The sequence below is a fragment of the Sphingobium jiangsuense genome (genome assembly GCF_014196495.1).
Classification (GTDB): Bacteria; Pseudomonadota; Alphaproteobacteria; order Sphingomonadales; family Sphingomonadaceae; genus Sphingobium; species Sphingobium jiangsuense.
On the sequence record NZ_JACIDT010000002.1, the window covers coordinates 35,242 to 57,309 of the forward strand.

Here is a 22,068-nt window from a genome sequence, read left to right on the forward strand (position 1 = left end):
CCGCCTCTGGCAGATCGGGCCGGTCATGAAGAAGAAGCGGCGCTATCTGACGGCCACCATGCCCGACGGCTATGTGAAGACGATCGGCCCCACCACCGACGCCTTCACCCATTATTGGCGCATCGTCGCCGAGCTGGAGAACGGCAAGACCGAGGTGTTCTGGGGGCATAGCCGCTCCCTCGCGGAGGCCCGCAAAAAGCGGATCGCCACCGAGGAAGCCGCCCGCATGCGCGGCTGGAAAAGCTACGCGTTCGAGATCGTCGAACTGGTCGAAACGCCCGCCTGAGGCGCCCTCATTCCTGAAATATCGCCGGTGTCCCCGCCTTCACCATCTGGGCGAGGCGCGCCGCGTCCCAGTTGGTCAGGCGGACGCAGCCATGGCTTTCGCTCTTGCCGATCATCGCCGGTTCGGGCGTACCGTGAATGCCGTAATGCTCCTTGGACAGGTCGAGCCACGCCACGCCGACCGGATTGTTGGGGCCGGGCTTCAGCAGATGGTCCTTCGCCGCGTCGCTGACATCCCAGAACAGCTTGGGGTTGTAATGGAAGTCGGGATTGCGGCTGACCCCCTGGATCGTCCATTTGCCGATCGGCAGCGGATCATGCCGGCTGCCCATGGTGGCGGGGAACTGCGCGAGCAGCGCGCCGTCCTCCGCATAGGCGCGCAGCGCGCCGTCGGACTTGTCCACCACCACGCGGGCGGCGGTGGGCTGATCCGGCGATACGCCCAGCATCATCAGCGTGCGGTTCCAGCCGCGCTCGTCCGTGCCGAGTTTGGTCGGGTCGGCATCGGCGACATTGGGCACGCGGATGACCGCGCCGGGGCCGGGTTTCAGTTCGGGACCGTTGAGCACCTTCAGCGTTTCCGGCGTGGTGTGGAACCGCTCGGCCAGCGCCTCCATCAGGTCGCGATAGCCCAGATGGTCATATTTGGCCTGCGCCGCATTCTGGTGCGGCAGGTCCGGCACGAACGGACCTTTCGCGAATTCGGCGGGAATGGTGACGAGCCGGACCGGCGCGACATCCTTCCAGCGCAGCAGCGCGGCCTTGGTGGCGTCATCCAGCTTGCCGGTGGGCTGGAGCTTGTGGGCGGTCTGGAAACCGCGCAGCGCCAGCTCGTCCAGCGGCGTCGCCTTGCCGTCGATCACCCCGCTGGAAAAGCCCAGCCGGTCGAGGATCACCTCCACCTGCATCATGTCGGGCGGCCGGTAGTCGCCGCCGCCTTCCTTCGCATCGGCAAAGCGCAGCGCCTCGAACTGGGCGTTGGGGGAGGGCTTTTCCGGCGGATTTTGCGGAGGGGTGGTGTCGGCGGGCTGCTGGCAGGCGACAAGGAGGCACAGGGTGGCGGCGGGGAAACAGGCGCGGATTTTCAAGCAGGGTCTCCTTCCTTTTGGGAAGGGAACGCGCCGGGAGTCCGTCGGGTTCCTGCGCGCGCTGCCTGTCCGTTCAGCGGCGCGCGTCACTCCCGCGCATATTTATCCTCATAGCGGACGATATCGTCCTCGCCGACATAGCCGCCGGTCTGGACCTCGATGAACACCATCGGGATCTTGCCGGGGTTTTCGATGCGATGGACAGCGCCGAGCGGAATATAGATGGACTGGTTCTCCGTCAGGATCTTGACCTCCTGATCCACCGTCACCCGCGCCGTTCCCTCCACCACGATCCAATGTTCGGAGCGGTGGAAATGGCTTTGCAGGCTGAGCGACGCGCCCGGCAGCACGGTGATGCGCTTGACCTGGAAACGGGAGCCGACGAGCAGGCTTTCGTACCAGCCCCAGGGGCGGTGATCCTTGGGGAAATGCGTCGCCTGCGCCACCTGCTTCTGCTTCAGCAGGTCGACCACATCCTTCACATCCTGCGTGCGGCTCTTGTCGGCGATGAGAACCGCGTCGTTCATCGCGATGGCCACGATGTTGCTCAATCCCAGGCCGACGACCGTCAGCCCCTCGCTGTCCGAGCGCAGCAGCGTATCCCGGCAATCGAGCGCATTGGCCGACCCGGAAAGGGCGACGCCGTTCTCATCGGCGTCGGAATGGCGCCAGACGGCATCCCAGCCGCCCAGATCCGACCAGCCGGAGCCATAGGGCACGACCGACAGGTTGGACGCCCGTTCCATGATCGCATAATCGATGGAAATATCTTCGACCTCCTCCCACGCACCGGGCGCGAGGCGCAGGAAGTCGAGGTCGGTTTGCGCCTGCTCCACCGCGCCGCGCACGGGGCCGACAAGGCTCGGCGCATGCCGTTCGAACGCGGCGATCAGGTCCTTGACCGCGAACAGGAAGATCCCCGCGTTCCACATATAATTGCCTGCCGCGAGCATCGCCCCGGCGCGCTCCGCATCGGGCTTCTCGACGAAGCGGGCCAGCTTGACCGGCGTGCCGTCCGCGTCCGGCTTCGCCGCCAGCTCCAGATAGCCATAGCCGGTTTCGGCATGGGTCGGCTGAATGCCGAACGTCACCAGATCGCCGTTGCGCACGGCTTCGATGCCCTGCGCGACGGCGGCCTGAAAGGCGGGGGCATCGGGAACGACATGATCCGACGGCGCGACCAGCATGATCGCTTCGGGGTCGGATGCCATGAGATGCAGGGCAGCGGCCAATATGGCGGGCGCGGTGTTGCGGGCGGCGGGCTCGATCAGCACGCCGCCGGGCTCGATGCCTTCCAGCCCCAGCTGCTCCATCACGATGAAGCGGAAATCGGTGGCGGTCAGGATGACCGGCCTTTCGAAATGCAGCCCGTCGGCTTCGCCCGACAGGCGCCGCACCGCCTGGCGGAACAGCGTCTCCTCGCCCAGCAGCGGCACGAACTGCTTCGGATAGGATTTGCGCGACAAGGGCCAAAGGCGCGTGCCCGATCCACCGGCCAATATGACGGGAACGATATTCTGGCGGATCATAAACACACTCCGTTGCACCTGACACAGGCCCTGTAGCCACGAAGGCTTCAAATCCCGAAATTTGCTGTGGCGCAACCAAAAATTCCTATCGGCGCATCGATATCCGTCATCCGGCGCTTAGCCAAGCGCCGCACGGTCGTTGCGATAGGCGATACCTTGCTTGCCGCGCTACAGGCGGCGTTCAAGGCGCGCACTTCCATGTATGTGATCGAGCGCGGTGGTAAGCGGGTTGCGAACATAAAGAAGGCGTTCCAGGCCGCCAGCGAAAGGAGCGGTGTCCATGCGACGCCCTATACCCTGCGCCATACTGGCGCGGTTTGGGCCGCCGAATCGGGTGTCTCAATGCCAGAATCGGCGCAAATGATGAGCCATGACGACGACCGGACGACGCAGAAATATTATGCGAGGTTCAGCCAGGACCATCTGCGAGCGTTGTCAGCGCTATCGAGCGCAAGGCCCAAGGTTCAATATGAACCGTTGGATCATGTCTTTATTGGGATAACAAAATGGAATATCAAAGGTTTTTTGGTCGGGGAGAGAGGATTCGAACCTCCGGCCCCTGCCTCCCGAAGACAGTGCTCTACCAGGCTGAGCTACTCCCCGACCGGGCCGAAACGCTTGGTTTCGGCAAGACAGGGGGGCTCCATAGAATGCTGGATTCGATTGTGCAAGGCCAAATCGGAGAATTCTTCGGTCTTGCAATCTCCACGGGTTTCAGGCCCTGTTCAGCAGCGGGCCGATGAAGTCGATCAGCCGGCGATAGCTCCTCTCCGGCACGAAAATCTGGGTGAAGATCATCAGCGCCAGCCGGGGCGAATAGCATCCGCGCGCCAGCGCGTTGAGATAGAGCCACAGTGCCTTGGCGCCCTGTCCCTCTCGGCGGTAGGAGCGGGCGATGCTCCAGCCCCGGTCGCCATGATAGGCCCTGTCGGTGATGATGGGCCTGACGCTGTCCAGCCATTCCGACCGCCTTCCGGCGACCGCCTTGCTCGATACGCGGTCGGGATCGAAGCCGTCGGCCCAGATCGCCGCCGGGTCCGGCAGCATCCGGAACCGGACGCCATGGTCATAAAGGCGGATGGCGAAATCCTTGTCCTGTCCGTAGGGCAGCCCGGCGCCATATTGGGTGGCCAGCGCAAGTTCCCTCGGCAGCACGAGCGTCGAGGTCTGGATGAAGCCCCTGTCGCGCAGGAGATAATCGGCGATATGCTCTCCCTCCCGTGGCGCGCGCGGAGGCTTAATGAAGCGCTTGTCGTTTCCCCTGTCGACGATGACGGGGCTGAACACCGCGATATTGGCGGGGGCGGCGTCGAGGGCCGCAACCGCGTTTTCGAGATGATGGGGCAGGAATTCGTCGTCGGAATCCAGCATCGCCACATATTTGCCGCGCGCGGCCATGATGCCCCGGTTGCGCGCCGCGTTCGCGCCCGCATTGTCCTGGCGGAGGATGCGCACGTCGCAGCCCCGGCACTCGACATCCGCCGCCTGCAGCGGTTCGGTCGATCCGTCGTCGACGATGACGACTTCGAAGGCCCGGAAGCTCTGGTCCGCGATCGACCGCATCGCCCGGTCGATGGTGTTCCTGCGGTTATAATAGGGGATGACGATGCTGACGACGGGGGCGCTCAAATCCTGATCTCCATCCTGGGCCTGTGCCTGAGGGGTTCCGCGCATGAAGACCTCAGGCGCGGGGAAGCGAGCTGGGGACGGCGGGGCTTCCGGGGCGGGGAAGGCGAAGGCCGCCACGGGCGCTGGCCCTGCCCACCGGATCGCGCAGGGTCGCCACGATTATGAACATGATCCACAGCAATCCGTCATCGCTCAGCACGGATTGCTCCGTCATGTTGGTGATGAAGAAGAAGATCATGAAGGCCGCGTCGAACATGCAGAGCCCGTCGGGATATTTCGCCAGCAGCGTGAACTTCCGCACCAGCAGCTTCAGATAGCCATAGACCAGCAGCGCGCCGCCCAGCACGCCCAGCGCGACGACCGTCTGGAGCAGGCCGTTATGGGCATGGCCGGGCACGAAATAGCGCGGGTCGAAGGTCAGCATCGCGCCTTCGGGCGATGTCCAGAAGCCTTCATAGCCATAGCCCAGTATCCAGTGCGGGCCGCTGGTCAGCAGGTTGATCAGCTGTTCCCAGATGAAGGTGCGGTTGGTGAGGGTCGTATCCTTGCCCAGGCTGCCCAGCACCGATTCGATGATCAGGTCCACCACCTCGAAATAGAAGAGGAGCCAGACGGCGAAGCCCAGCAGCGCGATGAGGAAAAGGGCGACCTGCGGCTTCCAGTGATAGATTTTCAATATGGGGAACAGCGCGAACATCGTGACCATGTTGATGAGCGCCGAAGCCGAGAGGGTCGCGGCGATCCCGGCGGCGCAGCATGCCGTTACAAAGAGGCCGAAGCGCGGGAACTGCCGGGCGTAGAACAGGGACAGGCCGACGAGGATGCCGATGACATAGGTGCGTCCGGCCACGTTCTTGTGCAGGAACAGGCCGCGTATCGACGGGTAGAGCTTGTCCTGATGCTGGCCGATGGAAGGGGCGGCGAGGAAGGCGGCCATGCCCATGAGGAACACGATGACGAGGGCGAGCCCCACGATCAGCAGCACCTCCCGCCTGTCGAAGCGGGCGGAAATGGCGACCGCGAACAAGGTCGCCGCCACCAGGATGAGACTTCGGATCAGCGTATCGACCGGCGACAGCGACCAGAGGCTGGAGAGCACGCAGGCGAGAGTGAGGACGAGGAAGATGCCGAGCGAATTGAGCGTCTTCACGAAATGGGCGGGCGAAAGCAGCATCACATAGGCGACATAGAGATAGCCCGGAAAAGGCAGCAGGCGGGCCAGCCAGGAAGCCTGCCCGCTTTGCAGCCTGTCCACCAGCCCGACGGGATCGACGACCAGATGATTGAGGCCGCCGCTGCACAAGGCGATGGCAAAGGCGACATAGATCATTTCGCCGGTGAAGCGCAGCCCGCCAGCCCGCCTGAATCCCGCCCTTTTCACGATAGAAGTCCCTTTTTGAATTTGACGGCCTTGAAGAAAAGCCGCCGCATGTCCCCCGCATCGGTCAGCAGCACACCCGCGCCATAGGCCAGCCCCGCCACGCAGAACAGCCCCAGCGTCCTGACGAGGTTCATCCCCGGCCAGGCATGCTGGGCGGCGAGGATGGCCAGGGTCATGATCGCGGTGGCCGCCGCCGGCCGCAGCAGATGGGCGGGCGGTATCGGCAGCGGGAAGGAGCGGCGGCTGATGATGATCGAGGCGACCAGCGAAACGCTCTGCGACAGCACCGCCGCGACCGCCGCGCCCTTGAGGCCCATGGCCGGGATCAGCAGGAAATTCAGGACCAGCGTGGCGACGGCGGCGATCGCGGCGACGGTCGCCTGCCCGCCGGTATTCTCGCCCAACTGGTTGCCCTGGATGAAATAGAAGGTGTTGAGGCTGAGCAGCAGCGTCGACACCGCCACCAGCGGGAAGAGCTGCGCCGCCGTGTCGCGGAACAGCGGGCCGAGCATGATCTGCGCGATCTCGACGCGCATCACCGCCAGCCCGGCGGCGGCGGGCAGGGCGATCACCATCAGGAAGCCGAAATTCTTCGCCATCTGCTCGACGGCGGCCTGCGTGCCATGGTTCTTCAGCGCGCGGATCGCCAGCGGATAGCAGGCCAGCGTCACGCTTTGCAGCAGGGTGAAGATGCTCTGGCGGCCCAGTTCCACCGTCGGGCCATACAGCCCGGCCGCCTCCGCGCCGAGCAGATAGGCGACGATGAAGCGATCCGCCGTGACGCCCAGATTGTTGAGCATCAGCGCCAGCCCCAGCGGCAGCCCGTATCGCACGATCCGCCGCGTCAGTTCCGGGTCGCGGCTGAAATCCGGCCGGCCGAACATCGCGCCCATGAACGGGATCGGCGCGAGGAAATAGGCGAGCGCGACGCACAGCACCAGCACGAAGCCGCTGCCGGTCAGGTAGATGCCGGCCGAGCCGAGCGCCAGCGCCAGCAGCGCCCGCACCGCGAAGGACAGCGAATAGCGCACCGGCTGAAGCGCCGCCCGCTGCAATTCCTGGGTGAAGTCGAACCACGACTGGGCCAGCGTCATCACGCCGCAGGTGATGGCAACGATCCAGGGCAGGCCGAATGCGGGCAGGAGGAAGCAGAGCGCGACCATCAGCAGCGTGCAGACCAGCCCCTGCGCCAGATACAGGCGCGTTATCGTGCCGATCACCCTGGGCGCGTCATCGCCCACGGCATAGCGCAGCACGCTCATCCGCAACCATTGGAACAGGCCGGCGCTGCCCAGCTGCGCGGCGGCGACCGACAGCACCAGCGCGGCATAGTCGCCCGGCGCGGCAAGGCGCGTGAAAATGGCGGTCGCGACCAGATTGAGCAGCGCGGGGCCGATGCGGCCGAACAGGTAGATCAGCGTATGCCGGTACAGGGGGGACGACATCGGGAGGTCAGGCCTTCCGCTCTTGCCGTTGCGCCATGGCCCAGCGGATCATCCCCTCGCGCGGCCAGACGAGCGAGACCGCCCGCGGCTCATACTTCCCCGCCTCGTGCAGCGCCCTGCGCGTCGGCGAAGTCTTGAGCGCGCGCGCGCGGTCGCCGTCCGACGCCTTGCGCGTGATGACGAAGGCGCCCGCCGACAGCGGGATGGTGGAGAGATGGGCGAGGCGCGGGCTGACCCTTTCCAGTTGCGGGTCCATGAACCAGCTCTTGCAGACGAAGCCGTACACGTCCGGGTGATGGACCAGCAATTCCCCGGCCTCGCGATAATAGTCGATCATGCCCTCGCGGTTGAACGCCTCGCGATAGCGGGGGTCGAGATAGAGGCGGAAGCAGGGGATCTTCCCTCCGGTGCGCAGGACCCGGAGCGGATCGCGGCGCGCGACGCCGAGCAGGATGGTGCCGCCCATGCGGCTGCGGATGTCGAGGATGCACGCGCCTGCCGGAACGCCCAGGCCGAGCACCAGGCGCAGATCCTTGATGAACAGCTCGTCGTCGAAATCATAGGGATCGGGCATCGCCTCCAGCGTGTCGGCCAGCCGGTCGAGCGCCAGTGGATAACGCGCCAGCAGTGCGGGGGTGAGCGACCTTTCCCGCAGCACGTCGTCGATGGCGAGCGCCTTTTGCGCCAGATAGAGGGCGGCGAACTGCCTGCGCTGCGGCGGGGCGAGCGGGGCGGTGATCTCCCGCCATGTCCGGGTGAAGGCGGGGCCGAACTCCCGCATCAGCGCAGGGGTCTTCCAATGCTGCAATGCGGTATCCAGCCGGGCGATCTGCTCCAGCGTCGCGGGGGGAAGGGCAAGGCGATTCGTCGCCGCGATCTGCTGGAAGCGATCGATCCGTTCAGCGCTCATCCCGTTTCCCGTGCTGGAGCAATGGCGCTTATGGCCGATATCCCCGGAAGATGAAAAAGAAGTTTCCGTCTGCATAGACCATGCTGTCATTGTCGTTCCGGGCTTGAACTGGATGGGCCGGACAATAACATCCTTTCTCTTTTCATAGCCATATTATTTTGCGACGCACAGTGACAGGCGCGGGACGGGCAGGCGGTTCACCCCTCCCTGCGGGCCGGATGTCGAAGGTTCGGAAAGGCCGTTTGCGATGATCGATCTCTGCATGAACCGGCGGGCCATGCTGGCCGGGCTTGCGCCGCTGGCCGCCGGCGTCGCCGGGACGGGCGCGGCCGCCCAGGCGGCGAAGGCGCCGCGCCTGCGGACATCGGGCAACCGCCTGCTGCTGGGCGACGAGCCCGTCCGGCTGCGCGGGGTGGTGGTCGGCGATCTGCTGAAGCCCGGACGGCCCGCGCTTTTCCCCTATCGCGATATCGCGCGGACATGGGGCGCCAATGCGGTGCGGATCAGCGTCCACCCCGGCTATTGGAACGCCGACACGCCAGGCGCTCGGCGCAGGGTGGCGGACAATGTGCGCGCCGCGCGGGCGGCGGGGCTGTTCGTCATCCTCTGCTGGCACGCGCTGGGCTTTCCCGACGGCTTCACCTTCCGCCCGCCCGCGACATGGGGCACCCGCGCGGACGCCTTCGACACCAGCATCGCGAAATGCCGCGCCTTCTGGTCCGAAATGGCGGAACTATACGCCCCTGACGGCGGCATCGCGTTCGAGCTTTTCAACGAGCCGATCCGCGATCCCAGGAACCCGGATGTCGAATACCGGCTCTGGCCCCGGTTGCGCGCGGTGTGGACCGACATCGTCGGCACCGTCATCCGGCCGCGGGCGGACAATGTCGTCATCTGCTCCGGCAATCGCTACAGCTACGACCTGCGCGGCATTGCCGAGGCGCCGGTGGAAAGCGACAATATCGCCTATGCCTGGCACGTCTATCCGCGCCAGGGGCGGCAGAGCCTGCCCGACTGGCTGGTCCGCCTCGACAATCTGCAAAAGCACCGGCCGGTGATCGTCACCGAATGGGGGTTTGCGCAGGTCGGCGACCCGCAATTCCTCGCGACGCCGCAATCCTTCGCCGATCCCCTGCTGCGCCTGCTCGATGCAAACGGAATGAGCTGGTTCGCCTACAGCTTCAGCCCGCGCGCCCAGCCCAGCCTGGTCGAAAAGGACTGGAAAACCCCGACCGCCTATGGCCGCTATGTGATGGCGCGGCTGGCGGAGAGCGGGGCGGGCTGAACCTGCTTGCCGCGATGCGGGAGCGGCCGGGCCTATCGCTCGATCGGGCGGCGGCGGGTGTGGACCAGCAGGCGGTAGAAGGAATGCGGGTTGGTCGTCAGATAGCGCCAGGCGAGGCGCCTGGGGTCCTTCATCGTGCGGAACAGCCATTCGAGGCCGAAGCGCTGCATCCATTCCGGCGCGCGCGGGGCGTCGCCGCAGAGAAACGCGTATAGCCCGCCGCAGGTCTTGAGCCAGCCAATGCCCCCAAGGCGGTGGCGGTTGCGGACGCTCCATTCCTCCTGAAGCGGCTTGCCGAGCCCGACCCACAGCACGTCGGCGCCGCTTTCGCGGATTTCCGCGCAGATCGCTTCCTCTTCCTCCGGCTTGAAATAGCCGTTGCGGCGTCCGGCGATCTTCAGGCGCGGATAGAGCCTGCCGATCGCGTCGGTCGCCGCCGCATTCTGCTTTTCCGAGCCGCCGAAGATGAAGAAGGACAGGCCATGTTCGATCGCCGCCTGGGCGGCGTCGTGGAAGAAATCGGTAGTGGCGATGCGCTCGGGCAGCGGCGCCTGGGTCAGCTTGCTGGCGATCACGATCGACTGTCCGTCGCCGTGGATCCATGCGGCCTCCAGCATGGTGTCGCGGAATTCGCGGCTGCGCCCCGCGAGCGAAACGCCCTGGCCGTTGGAGGAGAATACCAGCTTGGGCGGCACCTGCCCGGCGGCGGCGCGCGCCCGGACGCAGTCTTCCACCATCATGTCCGCCAGCCCCGCGCGCGTGACCGAAACGGTCGGCAATCCGCCCACTATGACGCGGGGAGGCCGTTTCCTGTCCTTGTCGGGGTCAAGGCGAAAAGACACGTGGCTGGTCACGGGGATCGGTCTTCCTGTCTGAACGGATATCGCCCGGTAAATGCAGGAAAGTTCGCCGCACCGCAAGATGCTCTGTCGCGGCGGTCGCGGCGAATTGCCGGATTTCTTGGAGGAATTGGGCGCTTTGGGCCATGAGTGCCTCTGGTTCCGGACGAGAGAAATAACCTATATGGATAAAAACTATGTCCTACACCATGCTATTGTGGATACCCCACCTCTTCGCCGGCACTCCCGCCGGTCGATGGAGACACCGCATGACCAACCCGTTCAACTCCTTTGCCGACGCCCCGGCCGCCCCGTCCTGCGCGCCCTATACGCTGGTGCCGCACGACACCGACGAGCTGACCCTGGTGCCCAAGGGCATCTATGTGGGCAGTGGCGGCGATGTCACGCTGCGCGGCGTCGACGGCGTGGCCGACGTCACTTACAGGAACCTGCCGGACGCGAGCTATATCGCGGTGCGCGCGCAATATGTGCGGGCGACCGGCACCACCGCCTCCAACCTGATCGCGGAGGCCTGACCGATGACGAGGGCATCAGGCAGCCTCGGCTTTTCGAGCCGGGCGGCGGCGCGCTGGGCGAGGCGGCAGGGCCTTCCCGGCCTTTCCGCGCCGCTCGCCCGCCCGCGCAGGATCATGCTGCGCGGGGACAGCACCGGGATCGGCTATATGACGGCCTATCCCAGCGGCAATGCGGCGGCGCAGCGCTGCGGGCCGTCGCGGCGGATGCGCGACGCGCTCATCGCGGCGGGCTGCTATGCGCAGGACGAGTTCGTCGCGGGCAGCGGCGGCTATACCAGCGCGAGCGGCTTCATGAGCTTCGACCCGCGCATCAGCATGACCGGCAGCGGCTGGGGCTATTGGGCCGTCACCACCGCCGTCTTCGGCACGATCCGCAACAACACCGACACCACCAGCATCTGGACCTTCGCGCCCGATACGCAGTGCGACAGCTGCATATTCACCTATGCGCGGGACAACAGCCGCAGCACCGGCGAAATCAGCTTCGGCGGCGTCACCAAGGCGTTCAACCAGTATAACGCCACCGCGGGCTTCGGCTCCGTCACGATCGGCCCTGCCGACGGGGTGGCGCTGGGCGCGCACAAGGCGGATATCCGCCGCACCGCCGCGAGCGGCAATGTGTCGATCGATTCGATCTGGTGCTACAACAGCAGGCTGCCCGGCTTCCAGATATTGAACGGATCGGCCAGCGGCATGAAGGCCCAGAACCTCGCCAACAGCACCGCCGCCAGCGCCTCGCTCTATTATCCGGAGCAGATATTGGCGGCGGGAGACGAATGCTGGTGGCAGATCGGCGTCAACGACTGGAAAAGCTCGGCGCCGACCGACCTCGCGGTCTTTCAGGGCTATGTGCAGGCGTGGGTCGATCAGTGCCAGTCCAGGGGCATCGTGCCGCGCATCATCCTGCCGATCCGTTCGGCGCTGACCGACACCACGGTGGAACTGATGCAGGCCTATGACGCGGCGCAGATCGCCGTCGCGCAGGCGAAGAACGTCGCCGTCTACAGCTTCGGCGACCGCTGGGGCAGCTATGCCGAGGCGAGCGCAAGGGGGCTGATGGCGGACGCGGGCGATGCGTTCCACGCCAACTGGTTCGGCGCGCAGGATCAGGGGCAGTTCTACGCGCAGATCGCGCTGTCCGCCTGATCGCCCCCCGCTGATGGACCCGCCCGGCCCTGTTCCCGCGCCGGCCATGAGGCGGCGCGCGGCGCAGGGCAGGCGGGGCGAGCGGCGGCGGCGCCGGAGGACTTTCCCCCGGCTGGTCCGAAATGGCTCCGCCGCCGTTCCCCTGCCGCCCGAATGCAATTCTTTTTGAGACAGAAAGGCAGCGAAAACGGGTTTTCAGACGTGCGCAGATCGCGTACCCGGTTCTTCGGGTGGCCGGAGCCTGATCCGCTATGGAAAAGGCGCGGCGAAGCGGGTTTGTCGTGCCGGGCAGTCCGGGATATCATCCCTCCGTCCTGATGCGTCTGGCCACGAGCCGCCCCGTTGGTTAAAGGAATTTTTAGGCGACGCTGCGTAGCCTGCTGGTCTGCACATGGAGGACGTCTGCAGTTTCGAGGGAATGGAATGAACTCTGATACCGTCTTAGTGGGAGGGATCAGAAGTTCCAGGGCGACCCGGCGGGAATTGGCGCAGCAAATGGTCGATGACGCCATGGCCGCGCGCGCCGGCCTTTCCACGACTCCCAAGCTGATCGTGGCGTCCAACGGGCTGGTCATCGCCAAATATCATCAGGACAGCGAGTTCCGCTCCCTCATCGCGCAGGCGGATATCGTCGATGTGGACGGGATGCCGTCGGTGCTGGCGACGCGCCTGCTGTGCCGGGAGCCGCTGAAGGAGCGGGTGGCGACCACCGATTTCATTCTCGACGCCTGCGAAACCGCCGCGCGGGAGGGCATCCGCTTCTATTTTCTCGGCGCGCGTCCGGGGGTGGCGCGCAAGGCGGCCGAGCAGTTGCAGGCGCGCTTTCCCGGACTCCAGATCGTCGGCGTGCGGGACGGCTATTTCAGCGCGGACGAGGAAGAGGCGCTGTGCGCCGATATCCGCGCAAGCGGCGCGGACGTGCTGTGGCTGGGGCTGGGCAGTCCGCTTCAGGAGCGATTCGCCGTCCGCAATCGCGCGAGGCTGGCCGGGGTCGCCTGGATCCGGACCTGCGGCGGCCTGTTCGATTTCTATTCGGGCCGGATTCCGCGCGCGCCGCTCTGGTTGCAGAAGATCGGCATGGAATGGCTCTACCGCGTCTGGCAGGAGCCGTGGCGGCTGGGCAAGCGCTATGTGATGACCAACCCGGTGGCGCTCTATCATCTGCTGACCAAGACTCGCGGATGACGCCGCGCCTGTGCCGGTGCGGTGCGAAGGAAATCCTGCTGCAATTGCGTATCGCGCGCGCCGCCCGCCGATGGCGGGCCGGCCGGCGGAAGGCCGTAAAAACGCCCCTTTCCCGCCGCCTTATGTCGAATGAGACGAATCGAGTGGCAGGGATGTTGCCTATCTTTCTGAATCTTATATCTTATTTTCGGTCGAAGGGCGGATTGAACCGCCGTGGATAAATGAGGTTCAGCCCCCCGATGAGCGCAGGCCCCCATCTCCGATATGGCGGTGTTCTTGTTGCTGTCGCAGCAATTCTGGCATTGCTCGCCGATTGGACGGGGCTGGCGATGGTGCTGCGCACCGGGGGCGTGACGCCCGCGACCTCGCCGCCGCCGCCTCTGTCGGCGGCGGGACGCCCGGTGCCGGGGGAAAGCTATGTGTGGAAGCCGGTCGCGATCGGCGGCGGCGGCAGCGTCACCGGCTTTGCCAGCGATGCGCGGGGCGGTACGCGCATCGTGCGCACCGATGTCTATGGCGCCTATATCTGGCGCAAGGAGGCGGGGCGGTGGGAGCAGCTCGTCACCGCCCGCTCCATGCCGCCGGAGGATCGCTGGCAGGGCAGCATGGCGCAAGGCGTCTATGAGATCGCCGTCGCGCCCGGCAACCCGCGCCGCCTCTATATGGCGCTGCGCGGCAGGATATATCGGTCCGACGATCACGGCCGCAGCTGGACCCGCCCGGCGGGCGGGCCGGAGTTCCGCTTCTCGCCCGATGGCGCCCATCGCTTTCGCGGCGCCTTTCTGGCCGTCAGCCCGGACGACCCGGACCTGCTGTTCCTGGGGACCGAGCGGCAGGGGCTGTGGCGCTCCACCGACGGCGCGCGCAGCTGGCAGGCGGTGGCTGCGGTGCCGCCGTCCGCCGCGCAGGGGGACGAGGCCCCCGCGCCCATGCTGGTCTGGTTCGCGCCGCCCGGCCCGGAACAGCCGAAGCGCGCCGCGCCGCTGCTCCTCTTCTCGCCGGGGCATGGCCTCTATCGATCGACGGACAAGGGGCGCAGCTTCGTGCCGGTCGGCGCGGACCAGGGCGCCGCGCCCCGCGATCTGGCGCGCGGCGCCTTCGCGCCCGGCGGCGATTTCTTCGCGGTGTCGAGCACCGAGCGGTCGGTCTACCGGCTGCATCAGGGGCGCTGGCGCAATCTGGTCGCGGAAGGGCGCGTCGCCGCCCATGGCTTCGTCGGCGTGGCGATAGACCCCCGTTCGGGCCGGATCGTCGTGGTGGACGACGGCGGCACGGCCTTCGCCTCGGCCGATCAGGGCGAAAGCTGGACCCGGCTGAACCACCGGGCGCGCGTGGGCGAGGGAGAGCCGCCCTGGCTGCGCGTGACCGATATTTCCTATTTCGCCACCGGCGCGCTCTTTCCCGATCCGGTGGTGCCGGACCGCCTGTGGGCGATGACCGGGGCCGGGCCCTATTATGCCGATTGCCCGGAAGGCTGCACCGATCTGGTCTGGACCAGCGCGGTGCGCGGGATAGAGGAACTGGTGGCGAGCGACGTCATCCAGCCCGCGGGGCGCGCGCCGCTCTTCGCCGCGCTCGATTTCGGGATTCACCTGAAGGAGGATCTGGACGCCTTTTCGACCGGCTATGGCCCGGCCGAGCGGGTGCTGATCGCCGCGCAGCAGATTGCGTGGACCCCGGCCGATCCCGACTTCATCGTCACCAATGCGTCGGACACGCGCACCTTCTGCTGCTCTGGCGACGGCAATGCGGTGATGGCGGGATATAGCAGCGACGGCGGGCGGAACTGGCACAAATTCCCGACCCTGCCGCAGCCGCCCGGAACCCGCGCCGACGACCCGTGGCGCATGGCGTTCGGCACCATCGCCGTCGCGGCCGACACGCCGGACAATATCGTCTGGGTTCCCGGCTATGACCGCGCGCCCTTCTACACGCTCAATCGCGGCCTCACATGGCATCGCGTGGTCTTTCCGGGGGAAGTGCCGCCCTATAGCGGGTCCTACCCCAATATCTGGGTCCAGCGCAAAACCCTCGCCGCCGATCGCGTGCGGCCCGGCACCTTCTATTTCTATCATGGAGGCAACGCGTCCAACCCCGGCCTTGCCGGGCTGTGGCGCACGGTCGACGGCGGCCGCGGCTGGGAGCAGGTCCATAAGGGCAGGCTGTCCCCGCGCGACGGCTTCGGGGCGAAGCTGAGGGCGGTGCCGGGGCGGGCCGGGCATCTGTTCTTCACCTCGGCGCAGCCGGGGGAGAGCGAGCAGCTGCTGCGCTCCACCGATGGCGGCGAGCATTGGAGCCGCATCGACACGGTGTCGCAGGTCGACGACATCGCGTTCGGCAAGGCCGCGCCGGGCGTCGATTATCCCGCCATCTATATTTCCGGCAAGGTGGAGGGACGCTATGGCATCTGGCGCTCCACCGATGCGCTGGGCAGCTGGCGGCGCATTGCGGATTTTCCGCTCGACCGGCTCGATCAGGTCGTTGTGATGGAGGCGGACAAGGATATATTCGGCCGCGTCTATCTGGGGCTGATGGGGTCGGGCTGGGTCTATGGCGAGCCGGGGCCGTGCGCGGCGGCGAAAAGGGGGAATGCGGAACGCATATGCAGGGCGGTGAATTGATCCTGGCCGGGCAGCGGCCGGGCGGAGCCGGAGCGCGCCGATGAACGCGGACGGGCCTGCCCTGGGGCTTCAGGTGCGCGGCGCGGTGAAGCGGCGCGCCCGCCCGGCGGGGCTGCGCGCGCTGTGGACGCCGGTGCGCGATCAGGCGCCCGCGCTCGCCGCGCTGCTGCTGTCGCTGGGCGCGCTGCTGGGCGGCTTCAACAGCCTGCTGGGGCAGGCGGTGGCCTATATCGTCAATGCGGCGCTGCTGATTTTCCTGCTGGTCGTCTATCGTCCTGCCGGGCGCTTCTGGCGGCGGGTGATGCCGGTGCTGCTGCTCTGCGCGGCGGCGACGGGCTGGGTGTGGCTCGTCAACCAGGGGGTGCGGATGATACCGGGCGCAGGGCCGCCCGTCGCCTTCGCGCGCGATCTTTTCGGGCCGGAGATGCTGGGCTTTCTCGCGGGCGTGCTGGCGCTGACGTGCGGGGCGCTGATCGGGCGGCATCCCGATGCGGCGTCGCGTTTCCTGCGCTGGCTGCTGCTGTTCAATGCGGCCTGGGTGCTGTGGGGGCTGGCGTTGCGCGCCAGCGACATGGACATGGCGTTCGACCTGTGGACGGTGACGCGGCAGGGGCGGTTCACCGGAACGATCGGCAATGCGAACGTCACCGCCGCGCTGGCGGGGGCGATGGCGATCCTCGCCGCGGGGATGGTGTTCGGCTATCTGCAACCGGGCCGCAGGCGCAGGCCGGTCGCGGCGCTGCTGGCGGGGGCGGGCTTTTTCCTGTTCGTCGGCGCGATGATCGCGACCGCTTCCCGCTTCGCGGCGCTGGTCGCCGTCGTGCTGCTGCTGGTGCTGGGGACGGGCCTGATCGGAAGCCGCGCGCGCAACCGGATCCGGGCGGCGACGCTGCGGCGGACCGTCCTCGCGCTGGCGGCGGCGGGCGTCGTCCTGCTGGCGGCGGCGGGCGCGATCCTGATGGACCGCTTTTCCTCGGCGGGCGGCGATCTGGGCGATCGCTTCACCATGTGGCGCCATTATGCCGAACTGGTGGGCAAGGCGCCCTTTTACGGCTATGGCCTCGGCGCCTTTCCCAGCCTCAACGCCCATTTCCTGTCGAACATCGAAATGGCGCAGTCGGTGTGGAACGTGAATTCCGCCCATAACATCATGCTCCAGCTGCTGCTGAACGGCGGCTTTCCCTATTTCGGCCTGCTGGCGCTCGCCTTTCTCTATGTCGGGGCGGCGATACTGACGGGGCTGCGGAACGAGGGATGGCCGCCGGGGCGGCTGGCAGCGCTGCTGGCGCTGGTGCAGATATTCTGCTGCGCGCTGGTCGATATCTGCCTCAACGTGCCCGCGCTGGCGATACTCTTCCTCGCCATGGCGGGCGTGCTGTGGGGAGGAAGGGCCATCGGCAGGAGGGAGCCTGCGCTGCTGACCGGCCCTGCCGCCCCGGCCGATCAGGGGCGCCTGTACAAATTCTGATCCCTGAGCCGCACCTCGCGCCAGCGAAGCAGCAGCGGCTTGTAGGCGTCGGTCCCGCGCGCGAGGTCCATCACCTGCGGGTGCTGGTCCGGCTTCAGCCGCGCGAGCCAGACCGCCTCGTCGATCAGATGCGCCTGTATCGCGGGGGATAGCTCGCCCCAATGCTCGATGCCGAAGCGCCACCGCCAGGCGGCGGCGTTCAGCAGATAGGGCGAGCTTTCATAGCTGCGGGCCAGCGCGGCCAGCGCCTCCCGCCGCCCTGTCGGGGCAAGGCTGGCGATATAGGCGCGCACGACATCGGCCTCGCCCCAATAGGGACGGCTGGCGGCGATGGCGTCGATTTCCTGCCGGGCTTGCTGGAGCAGGGCCGCCCGCTGGGGGGCGAGCGGCGCGGCGGCGGCCTGCTGCGCGTGGATCAGCGCGGCGGCGAGGAGGAGACGGGGCGGATCGCCGGGGCTGCCGGCGGAATAGGGGCGGGCAAAATCCCGCTCGCCCCCTTCCGCGCCCAGCACATGGTTGCGCTCGATCCGCTCCTGCGCGGCGAGGACGGCCTGTTCCTGATGGATGAAATCGAGGCCATATGCGCCGGGAAGGGCGCATATGGCCAATGCGAGAAGGGCGGTCCTGTGCGTGCGTCCCCAGGCTGTCGCGATTGCCATCTTTTCCACATGATGATCCTCGATCACCCGGAAAGGATGACCCTATTCGCCCTGATAATAGGCCGAATATTTCTTCGAATAGTAAAGACCGCCGATCGCCTCCGCGGAAGAATCGACCATCGTGTAGATGGCGCCGATCGGATTGGCCCCGTCGGACCGCATCCAGCCCAGCGCGGAAGCCGCCGCGCTGGACGGGGTCGCGTTCCAGCGGATCGCCAGCACCGCCGCATCCGCCATCGTCGCGAGAAACCGGCCGTCGGCCAGCCCCACCAGCGGCGGAAGGTCGAGCACGATGCTTTCATAGCGGGAACGCAGCCGGCGCAGCAGCTCCTCCATCTTGCCGTCGCCGAAGAGATTTTCGGAACTGAAGAAGGGGGAACGCACCAGCAGCTGGTCGAGATTGTCGATGCCCGAAGGCTGGATCGCCGCATCCAGCGGCGCTTCATCGTGCAGCACCTCGACCAGACCGGCGCCGATCGCCGGATCGCCGACCATGTGACGCAGCGCGGCGCGGCGCACGTCGCATTCCAGCAACAGCGTCTTGGCGCCGTTGAGGGCCAGCGTGCGGGCGAAGGCGAGCGACGTGGTGGTCTTGCCTTCGCTCGGCAGCGCGGAGGTGAGGGCGATGACCTGCGGCGGCCGCGATTCGCGCACGCCGAGGATCGACGCGCGCGCGATCCGCAGCGATTCCGCGAACAGCGATGTCGGCCGCTCGATCAATATGTCCGCCGGGTTGGCGGACTTGGCGACCTTGGGCACCGCCGCCAGCACCGGGATGCCGAGCGCGGTTTCCACTTCCTCGACTGTCTGCATGCCGGTCACCAGCATTTCCTGCACCGCGATGGTGCCGCCGCCCGCGACCAGCGCGGCGACCAGGCCGAGGGCCAGGATGAGCGGCTTGTTCGGCGCGGAAGGCTGCATCGGCGGCTGCGCCCGCTCGACGATCACCGCCTGCGAGAGCGAGTTTTGCGAGGCCTGCGCGCTGGTCAGCGCCATTTCCGACATCTTGTCATAGGCGGCGCGCTTGGCCACCGCGTCGCGCTCCAGGCTCTGCGCCATCGCCTCGTTGCGGGTGTTCTGGGCGCGCGCGCCCTCCAGCTGCGAGAGCGAATTGCGCAGGCTGGCGGCGCGCGCCTGCGCGGACACCGCATCGGCCGCGAGCGAATTGACCACGCGGGCCGCCTCGTCCCGGATCTGTTCGTCGATCGAGGCGAGCTGGTCGCGCACGCGGATGCTTTCGGGGTGCTTGTCGCCATAGCGGGCCTGCACCTCGCCCATGCTGCGCAGGATCTGCGCGCGCTGGCTGCGCAGGTCGGCGATGACCGGCGAGTTGCGGACCTCCGAGACGGAATCGATGCCGCCCCGCGAGATCTGCTCGCGGGCCGAGGAATAGGCGGCCTGCGCCGCCGCCGCGTTGGATTCGGCATTGGCCAGCGAGCCGGAAAGCGCCGGGATCTGCTGGTCGACGACGGTTCCGCTGGAGCGGCTGTCGGTGGCGACGAGGCCGGTCCGCGCGCGATAGTCGGCCAGTGCCGCCTCGGCCGTGCGCATTTCGTTGCCCAGCTCGGCCAGGCGCTGCTCATACCATTGGGTCTGGCGCGAGGCGGTGCCCACGCTCATCCCCGTCTTGGCCTTGAGATAATTGTCGGCGAAGCTGTTGACGATCTTCGCCGACTTCACCGGATCGCGCGAGCGGAAGCGCATCGCGATGATGTAGGTCAGCTTCTCGCGCCCGACGCTCAGCTTCTTGAGCACCGCCTGCGCGACGAGCGTCTCGCGTTCCTCCGCCCCCATGCGCGCCGCGTCCGGGCCTTCGTCCAGCCCCTTGGCGAATTCCGAATCATTGGCGAGGTTGAGCTCCCTCACCACGGTGCGCGCCACGTCGAGCGAGGACATCGCCGAAACCTCGGTTTCGATGGCTTCGGGCGACAGGGTCGTCTGGTCGCTCTGCTGCTTGTTCGCAAGTGGGTTCTGGGAAGGGTCGATGCGGATGCGCGCCACCGATTCATATTGCGGCGTCATCAGCATCATCAGCGCGACGGCCAGTGCCAGCACCCCCGCCGCGACCAGTCCGAAGGTAAGGCGACGGCGCCGCAGCACGTCCCGCACCAGTTGCAGGATGTCAGAAAGCTGTCGCTCATATCCGTCAACTTTATGAGTGATTTCCATGCAGTTGGTAACCTTATCTTGGGGGTGGGGAGGGAGGGCCGCTATTTCTGGACGATCAACGAGAGCTGGCCGCGGAAATCCTGGAAGCCGCTGGAAAAACCGGCCTGCGTGGTGCGGCTGGTATATTGCGCGCTCAGGCCCAGCGAGAAGCGGTTGTCCACCAGATAGCGGGCGCCGGTCGACGCGCGATAGAGCCAGTTGTGACGGCGGCTGCCGACATAGTCGAGATATTCGACCTCGCTGCGGGCGTTGAGGATGAGGTTGCGCAGCAGTTCATGATCGACCCGCGCCGAAAAGCTGTTGGAGAAGAACACCGTGGTCTGGTTGATGTTCGAATCCTCCAGCGCGCGGCGCGCCTGCAGCGTGACGGTGGTCAGCTCGCTGGGGAACATCTCCACCCGCGCCTCGACCGACAGGCCGCTGACGGTGTTGTAGAGCGGCGAGTCGAAATTGCGGCGGATATAGCCCGCGCCCAGCGTGCCGCGCAGCAGGCCCGCAAGGTCGAAATTGAAGCCGCCGATCAGGCGGAATGCCTCGGAATCGCGGTTGTCCTGCCCCGACAGGAGCAGCGCGCGGTCATAATCGGTCCAGTCGTAGGTGCCCTGGCCATAGATGGAGAGGCTGGGGGTGAACGCATATTCGACCTGGCCCACGGCGCGCGTGACGTCCCTGTCGCGATCGCCCTGATCGATGCCGGTGCCGTCCGACAGGGTCATGTTGGAAAAGCGGAACGACGTCCGGTCGGCGCTGACGAAGGAGCGGAACTGGCCGGAGCGATATTCGCCCCGCAGCCCGTAGAAATCGCGGCGATAGCGGGAAAAGGCGGCGAGCTGGGAATCGATCGCGCCCGACAGCGTGTTTTCCGCCAGCTTCGCGAACTGCGCCTCGCCGGTCAGGCTGAACGCGTTGTTGACGTCCACCCGGCCCAGGGCGCCCAGGTTCCAGGTCGTCTCGTTGCGGTCGGATTCGCCCAGATAGCGGCGCAGGTTGCTGGACGCGGTGAGGTTGAGCGCATGGCGGGACCAGGCGGAGCTGGCCTGGATCGACGGGGAGAGGACGGCATAGGCGGCGTCCGTCTCATTCTCCTTCATCAGGTAGATGTTGCTGTCATAGCCGAGGCCGAGTTCCACCCGCGGGCGCAGGACGAAGCTGCCGGTGTTGATGCCGATGGGGTCGTAATCCGGGCGCGCCCGCTCGGTCACGCTTTCGTTGCGGCCCCGGTCGAAATCGTCCGGCACGACCGGGCGGAGCAGCACGCTGTCGTCCTGCGCGAAGCCGGGGGTCGAAAGACCGATGCTCCCGGCCATCCCCGTCAGGATGAGTTTTTTCCAGTTCATTGCAGCCCCTTCGTCTCGCCGATCCTGTCTTTTCGCCGTGCGGCCGAAATCATTGCGTATAATTGGTGGACCCGCCGCCCAGGCCTATCGAGGGGGAGGAGAAGCTGGAGGAAACCCCGTCCCCCAGCGCGCCCGTTCCCCGGCCGAGCTTCTTGCGGCGGAGCGACTTGCGGATATTCTCGATCGCCACCTTCAGCGTTTCCGGCAGGTTGGGGCGGGCATCGGCCATGTCGAGCGCGGCCAGCACGACCTCGTCGGTGGCGGTCTGCTGGCTGATGACGAACATGATGCTCGCCTCATAATCGCTGATCGAGGAGGTCGGGGCCAGCCTGTCCACTTCCGCGTTGATCGCCGCCGCCAGCGCGGGCGCGTCGACCGCGTCCTGCTGCCCCGCCGCCGCCGGGGCGGACGCCTGTTCGGCCGCGTACAGGATCGCGGTCGGAACCGCCGCGATGAGCAGCGCGGGCGCCAGCGGTATGAGATTGAACTTGGCCGCCATTACCTTAGCCATTGATGAGACCCCCCATTATGGTGATTGCCGCCGGGCCGGCATTGC

Annotated in this window: 18 protein-coding genes, 1 tRNA gene and 1 pseudogene; 8 read left to right on the top strand and 12 right to left on the bottom strand. The window is 66.7% G+C overall.

Translation table 11 applies throughout. The features are described 5' to 3' along the window. The first annotated feature begins 25 nt into the window (after positions 1-25). Positions 26-286, top strand: coding sequence for a hypothetical protein (locus tag GGR43_RS02540; RefSeq protein WP_188070392.1), 261 nt, complete (start codon positions 26-28; stop codon positions 284-286). A gap of 7 nt (positions 287-293) precedes the next feature. Here GGR43_RS02540 and GGR43_RS02545 read toward each other — a convergent pair whose 3' ends face one another. Beyond that, a complete protein-coding gene (locus tag GGR43_RS02545; protein WP_246343296.1) occupies positions 294-1,373 on the bottom strand; it encodes a L,D-transpeptidase family protein in 1,080 nt (359 codons plus the stop codon). Positions 1,374-1,459: 86 nt separating this feature from the next. Beyond that, on the bottom strand, positions 1,460-2,902 hold the full coding sequence (locus tag GGR43_RS02550) for a mannose-1-phosphate guanylyltransferase/mannose-6-phosphate isomerase (RefSeq protein ID WP_188070393.1): 1,443 nt from the start codon (positions 2,900-2,902) through the stop codon (positions 1,460-1,462). A gap of 66 nt (positions 2,903-2,968) precedes the next feature. Here GGR43_RS02550 and GGR43_RS23930 point away from each other — a divergent pair. Further along, positions 2,969-3,298: pseudogene (locus GGR43_RS23930) on the top strand (tyrosine-type recombinase/integrase); the annotation flags it as partial. A 130-nt stretch (positions 3,299-3,428) separates the two neighbouring features. Here the strand turns inward: GGR43_RS23930 and GGR43_RS02560 are convergent. From GGR43_RS02560 to GGR43_RS02580, 5 genes are all read right to left on the bottom strand, one after another. Beyond that, positions 3,429-3,505 (bottom strand) — tRNA-Pro (locus GGR43_RS02560). A gap of 111 nt (positions 3,506-3,616) precedes the next feature. Beyond that, the gene (locus tag GGR43_RS02565) at positions 3,617-4,531 is read right to left on the bottom strand and encodes a glycosyltransferase family 2 protein (protein ID WP_188070394.1); all 915 of its coding nucleotides are present in this window, start codon (positions 4,529-4,531) and stop codon (positions 3,617-3,619) included. A 52-nt stretch (positions 4,532-4,583) separates the two neighbouring features. Next, complete coding sequence (locus GGR43_RS02570) at positions 4,584-5,912, bottom strand: O-antigen ligase family protein (protein WP_188070395.1); 1,329 nt, start codon at positions 5,910-5,912, stop codon at positions 4,584-4,586. Further along, a complete protein-coding gene (locus tag GGR43_RS02575; protein ID WP_188070396.1) occupies positions 5,909-7,357 on the bottom strand; it encodes an oligosaccharide flippase family protein in 1,449 nt (482 codons plus the stop codon). Before GGR43_RS02575 ends, GGR43_RS02570 begins: the two co-directional genes overlap by 4 nt. A 7-nt stretch (positions 7,358-7,364) precedes the next feature. Beyond that, positions 7,365-8,267 carry a hypothetical protein gene (locus tag GGR43_RS02580; protein WP_188070397.1) on the bottom strand — a complete coding sequence of 301 codons (903 nt, stop codon included), beginning with the start codon at positions 8,265-8,267 and terminating at the stop codon, positions 7,365-7,367. A 247-nt stretch (positions 8,268-8,514) separates the two neighbouring features. Between GGR43_RS02580 and GGR43_RS02585 the strand changes: the two genes are divergently transcribed. Continuing rightward, positions 8,515-9,552 (top strand): glycoside hydrolase family 5 protein, encoded by a 1,038-nt coding sequence (locus GGR43_RS02585; protein WP_188070398.1) that lies wholly within the window; start codon positions 8,515-8,517, stop codon positions 9,550-9,552. 32 nt (positions 9,553-9,584) lie between these two features. On the opposite strand, the gene GGR43_RS02590 is transcribed toward GGR43_RS02585, so the two are convergent. Next, positions 9,585-10,406, bottom strand: a complete 822-nt coding sequence (locus GGR43_RS02590) for a WecB/TagA/CpsF family glycosyltransferase (RefSeq protein ID WP_223177262.1) — start codon at positions 10,404-10,406, stop codon at positions 9,585-9,587. Between the two features lie 254 nt (positions 10,407-10,660). On the opposite strand from GGR43_RS02590, the gene GGR43_RS02595 reads away from it, so the two are divergent. The 5 genes from GGR43_RS02595 (at position 10,661) to GGR43_RS02615 (ending at position 17,347) form a co-directional block, all read left to right on the top strand. Then, complete coding sequence (locus GGR43_RS02595) at positions 10,661-10,927, top strand: spike base protein, RCAP_Rcc01079 family (protein WP_188070399.1); 267 nt, start codon at positions 10,661-10,663, stop codon at positions 10,925-10,927. A 3-nt stretch (positions 10,928-10,930) separates the two neighbouring features. Further along, positions 10,931-12,073 carry an SGNH/GDSL hydrolase family protein gene (locus GGR43_RS02600; protein WP_188070400.1) on the top strand — a complete coding sequence of 381 codons (1,143 nt, stop codon included), beginning with the start codon at positions 10,931-10,933 and terminating at the stop codon, positions 12,071-12,073. A gap of 495 nt (positions 12,074-12,568) precedes the next feature. Continuing rightward, complete coding sequence (locus GGR43_RS02605) at positions 12,569-13,258, top strand: WecB/TagA/CpsF family glycosyltransferase (protein ID WP_188070401.1); 690 nt, start codon at positions 12,569-12,571, stop codon at positions 13,256-13,258. Positions 13,259-13,560: 302 nt separating this feature from the next. Next, positions 13,561-15,879, top strand: coding sequence for a WD40/YVTN/BNR-like repeat-containing protein (locus tag GGR43_RS02610; RefSeq protein ID WP_188070402.1), 2,319 nt, complete (start codon positions 13,561-13,563; stop codon positions 15,877-15,879). 40 nt (positions 15,880-15,919) lie between these two features. Beyond that, the gene (locus GGR43_RS02615; RefSeq protein WP_188070403.1) at positions 15,920-17,347 is read left to right on the top strand and encodes an O-antigen ligase family protein; all 1,428 of its coding nucleotides are present in this window, start codon (positions 15,920-15,922) and stop codon (positions 17,345-17,347) included. On the opposite strand, the gene GGR43_RS02620 is transcribed toward GGR43_RS02615, so the two are convergent. From GGR43_RS02620 to GGR43_RS02635, 4 genes are read right to left on the bottom strand one after another with little or no spacing between them, the layout of a single operon-like run. Continuing rightward, positions 17,323-18,006 (bottom strand): hypothetical protein, encoded by a 684-nt coding sequence (locus tag GGR43_RS02620; RefSeq protein ID WP_188070404.1) that lies wholly within the window; start codon positions 18,004-18,006, stop codon positions 17,323-17,325. The genes GGR43_RS02615 and GGR43_RS02620 overlap by 25 nt on opposite strands. 42 nt (positions 18,007-18,048) lie before the next feature. Then, positions 18,049-20,175 (bottom strand): GumC family protein, encoded by a 2,127-nt coding sequence (locus GGR43_RS02625; protein ID WP_188070405.1) that lies wholly within the window; start codon positions 20,173-20,175, stop codon positions 18,049-18,051. A gap of 41 nt (positions 20,176-20,216) precedes the next feature. Next, positions 20,217-21,512, bottom strand: coding sequence for an outer membrane beta-barrel protein (locus tag GGR43_RS02630; RefSeq protein WP_188070406.1), 1,296 nt, complete (start codon positions 21,510-21,512; stop codon positions 20,217-20,219). A gap of 49 nt (positions 21,513-21,561) precedes the next feature. After that, positions 21,562-22,023, bottom strand: a complete 462-nt coding sequence (locus tag GGR43_RS02635; protein ID WP_188070407.1) for a hypothetical protein — start codon at positions 22,021-22,023, stop codon at positions 21,562-21,564. Positions 22,024-22,068 lie beyond the last annotated feature (45 nt).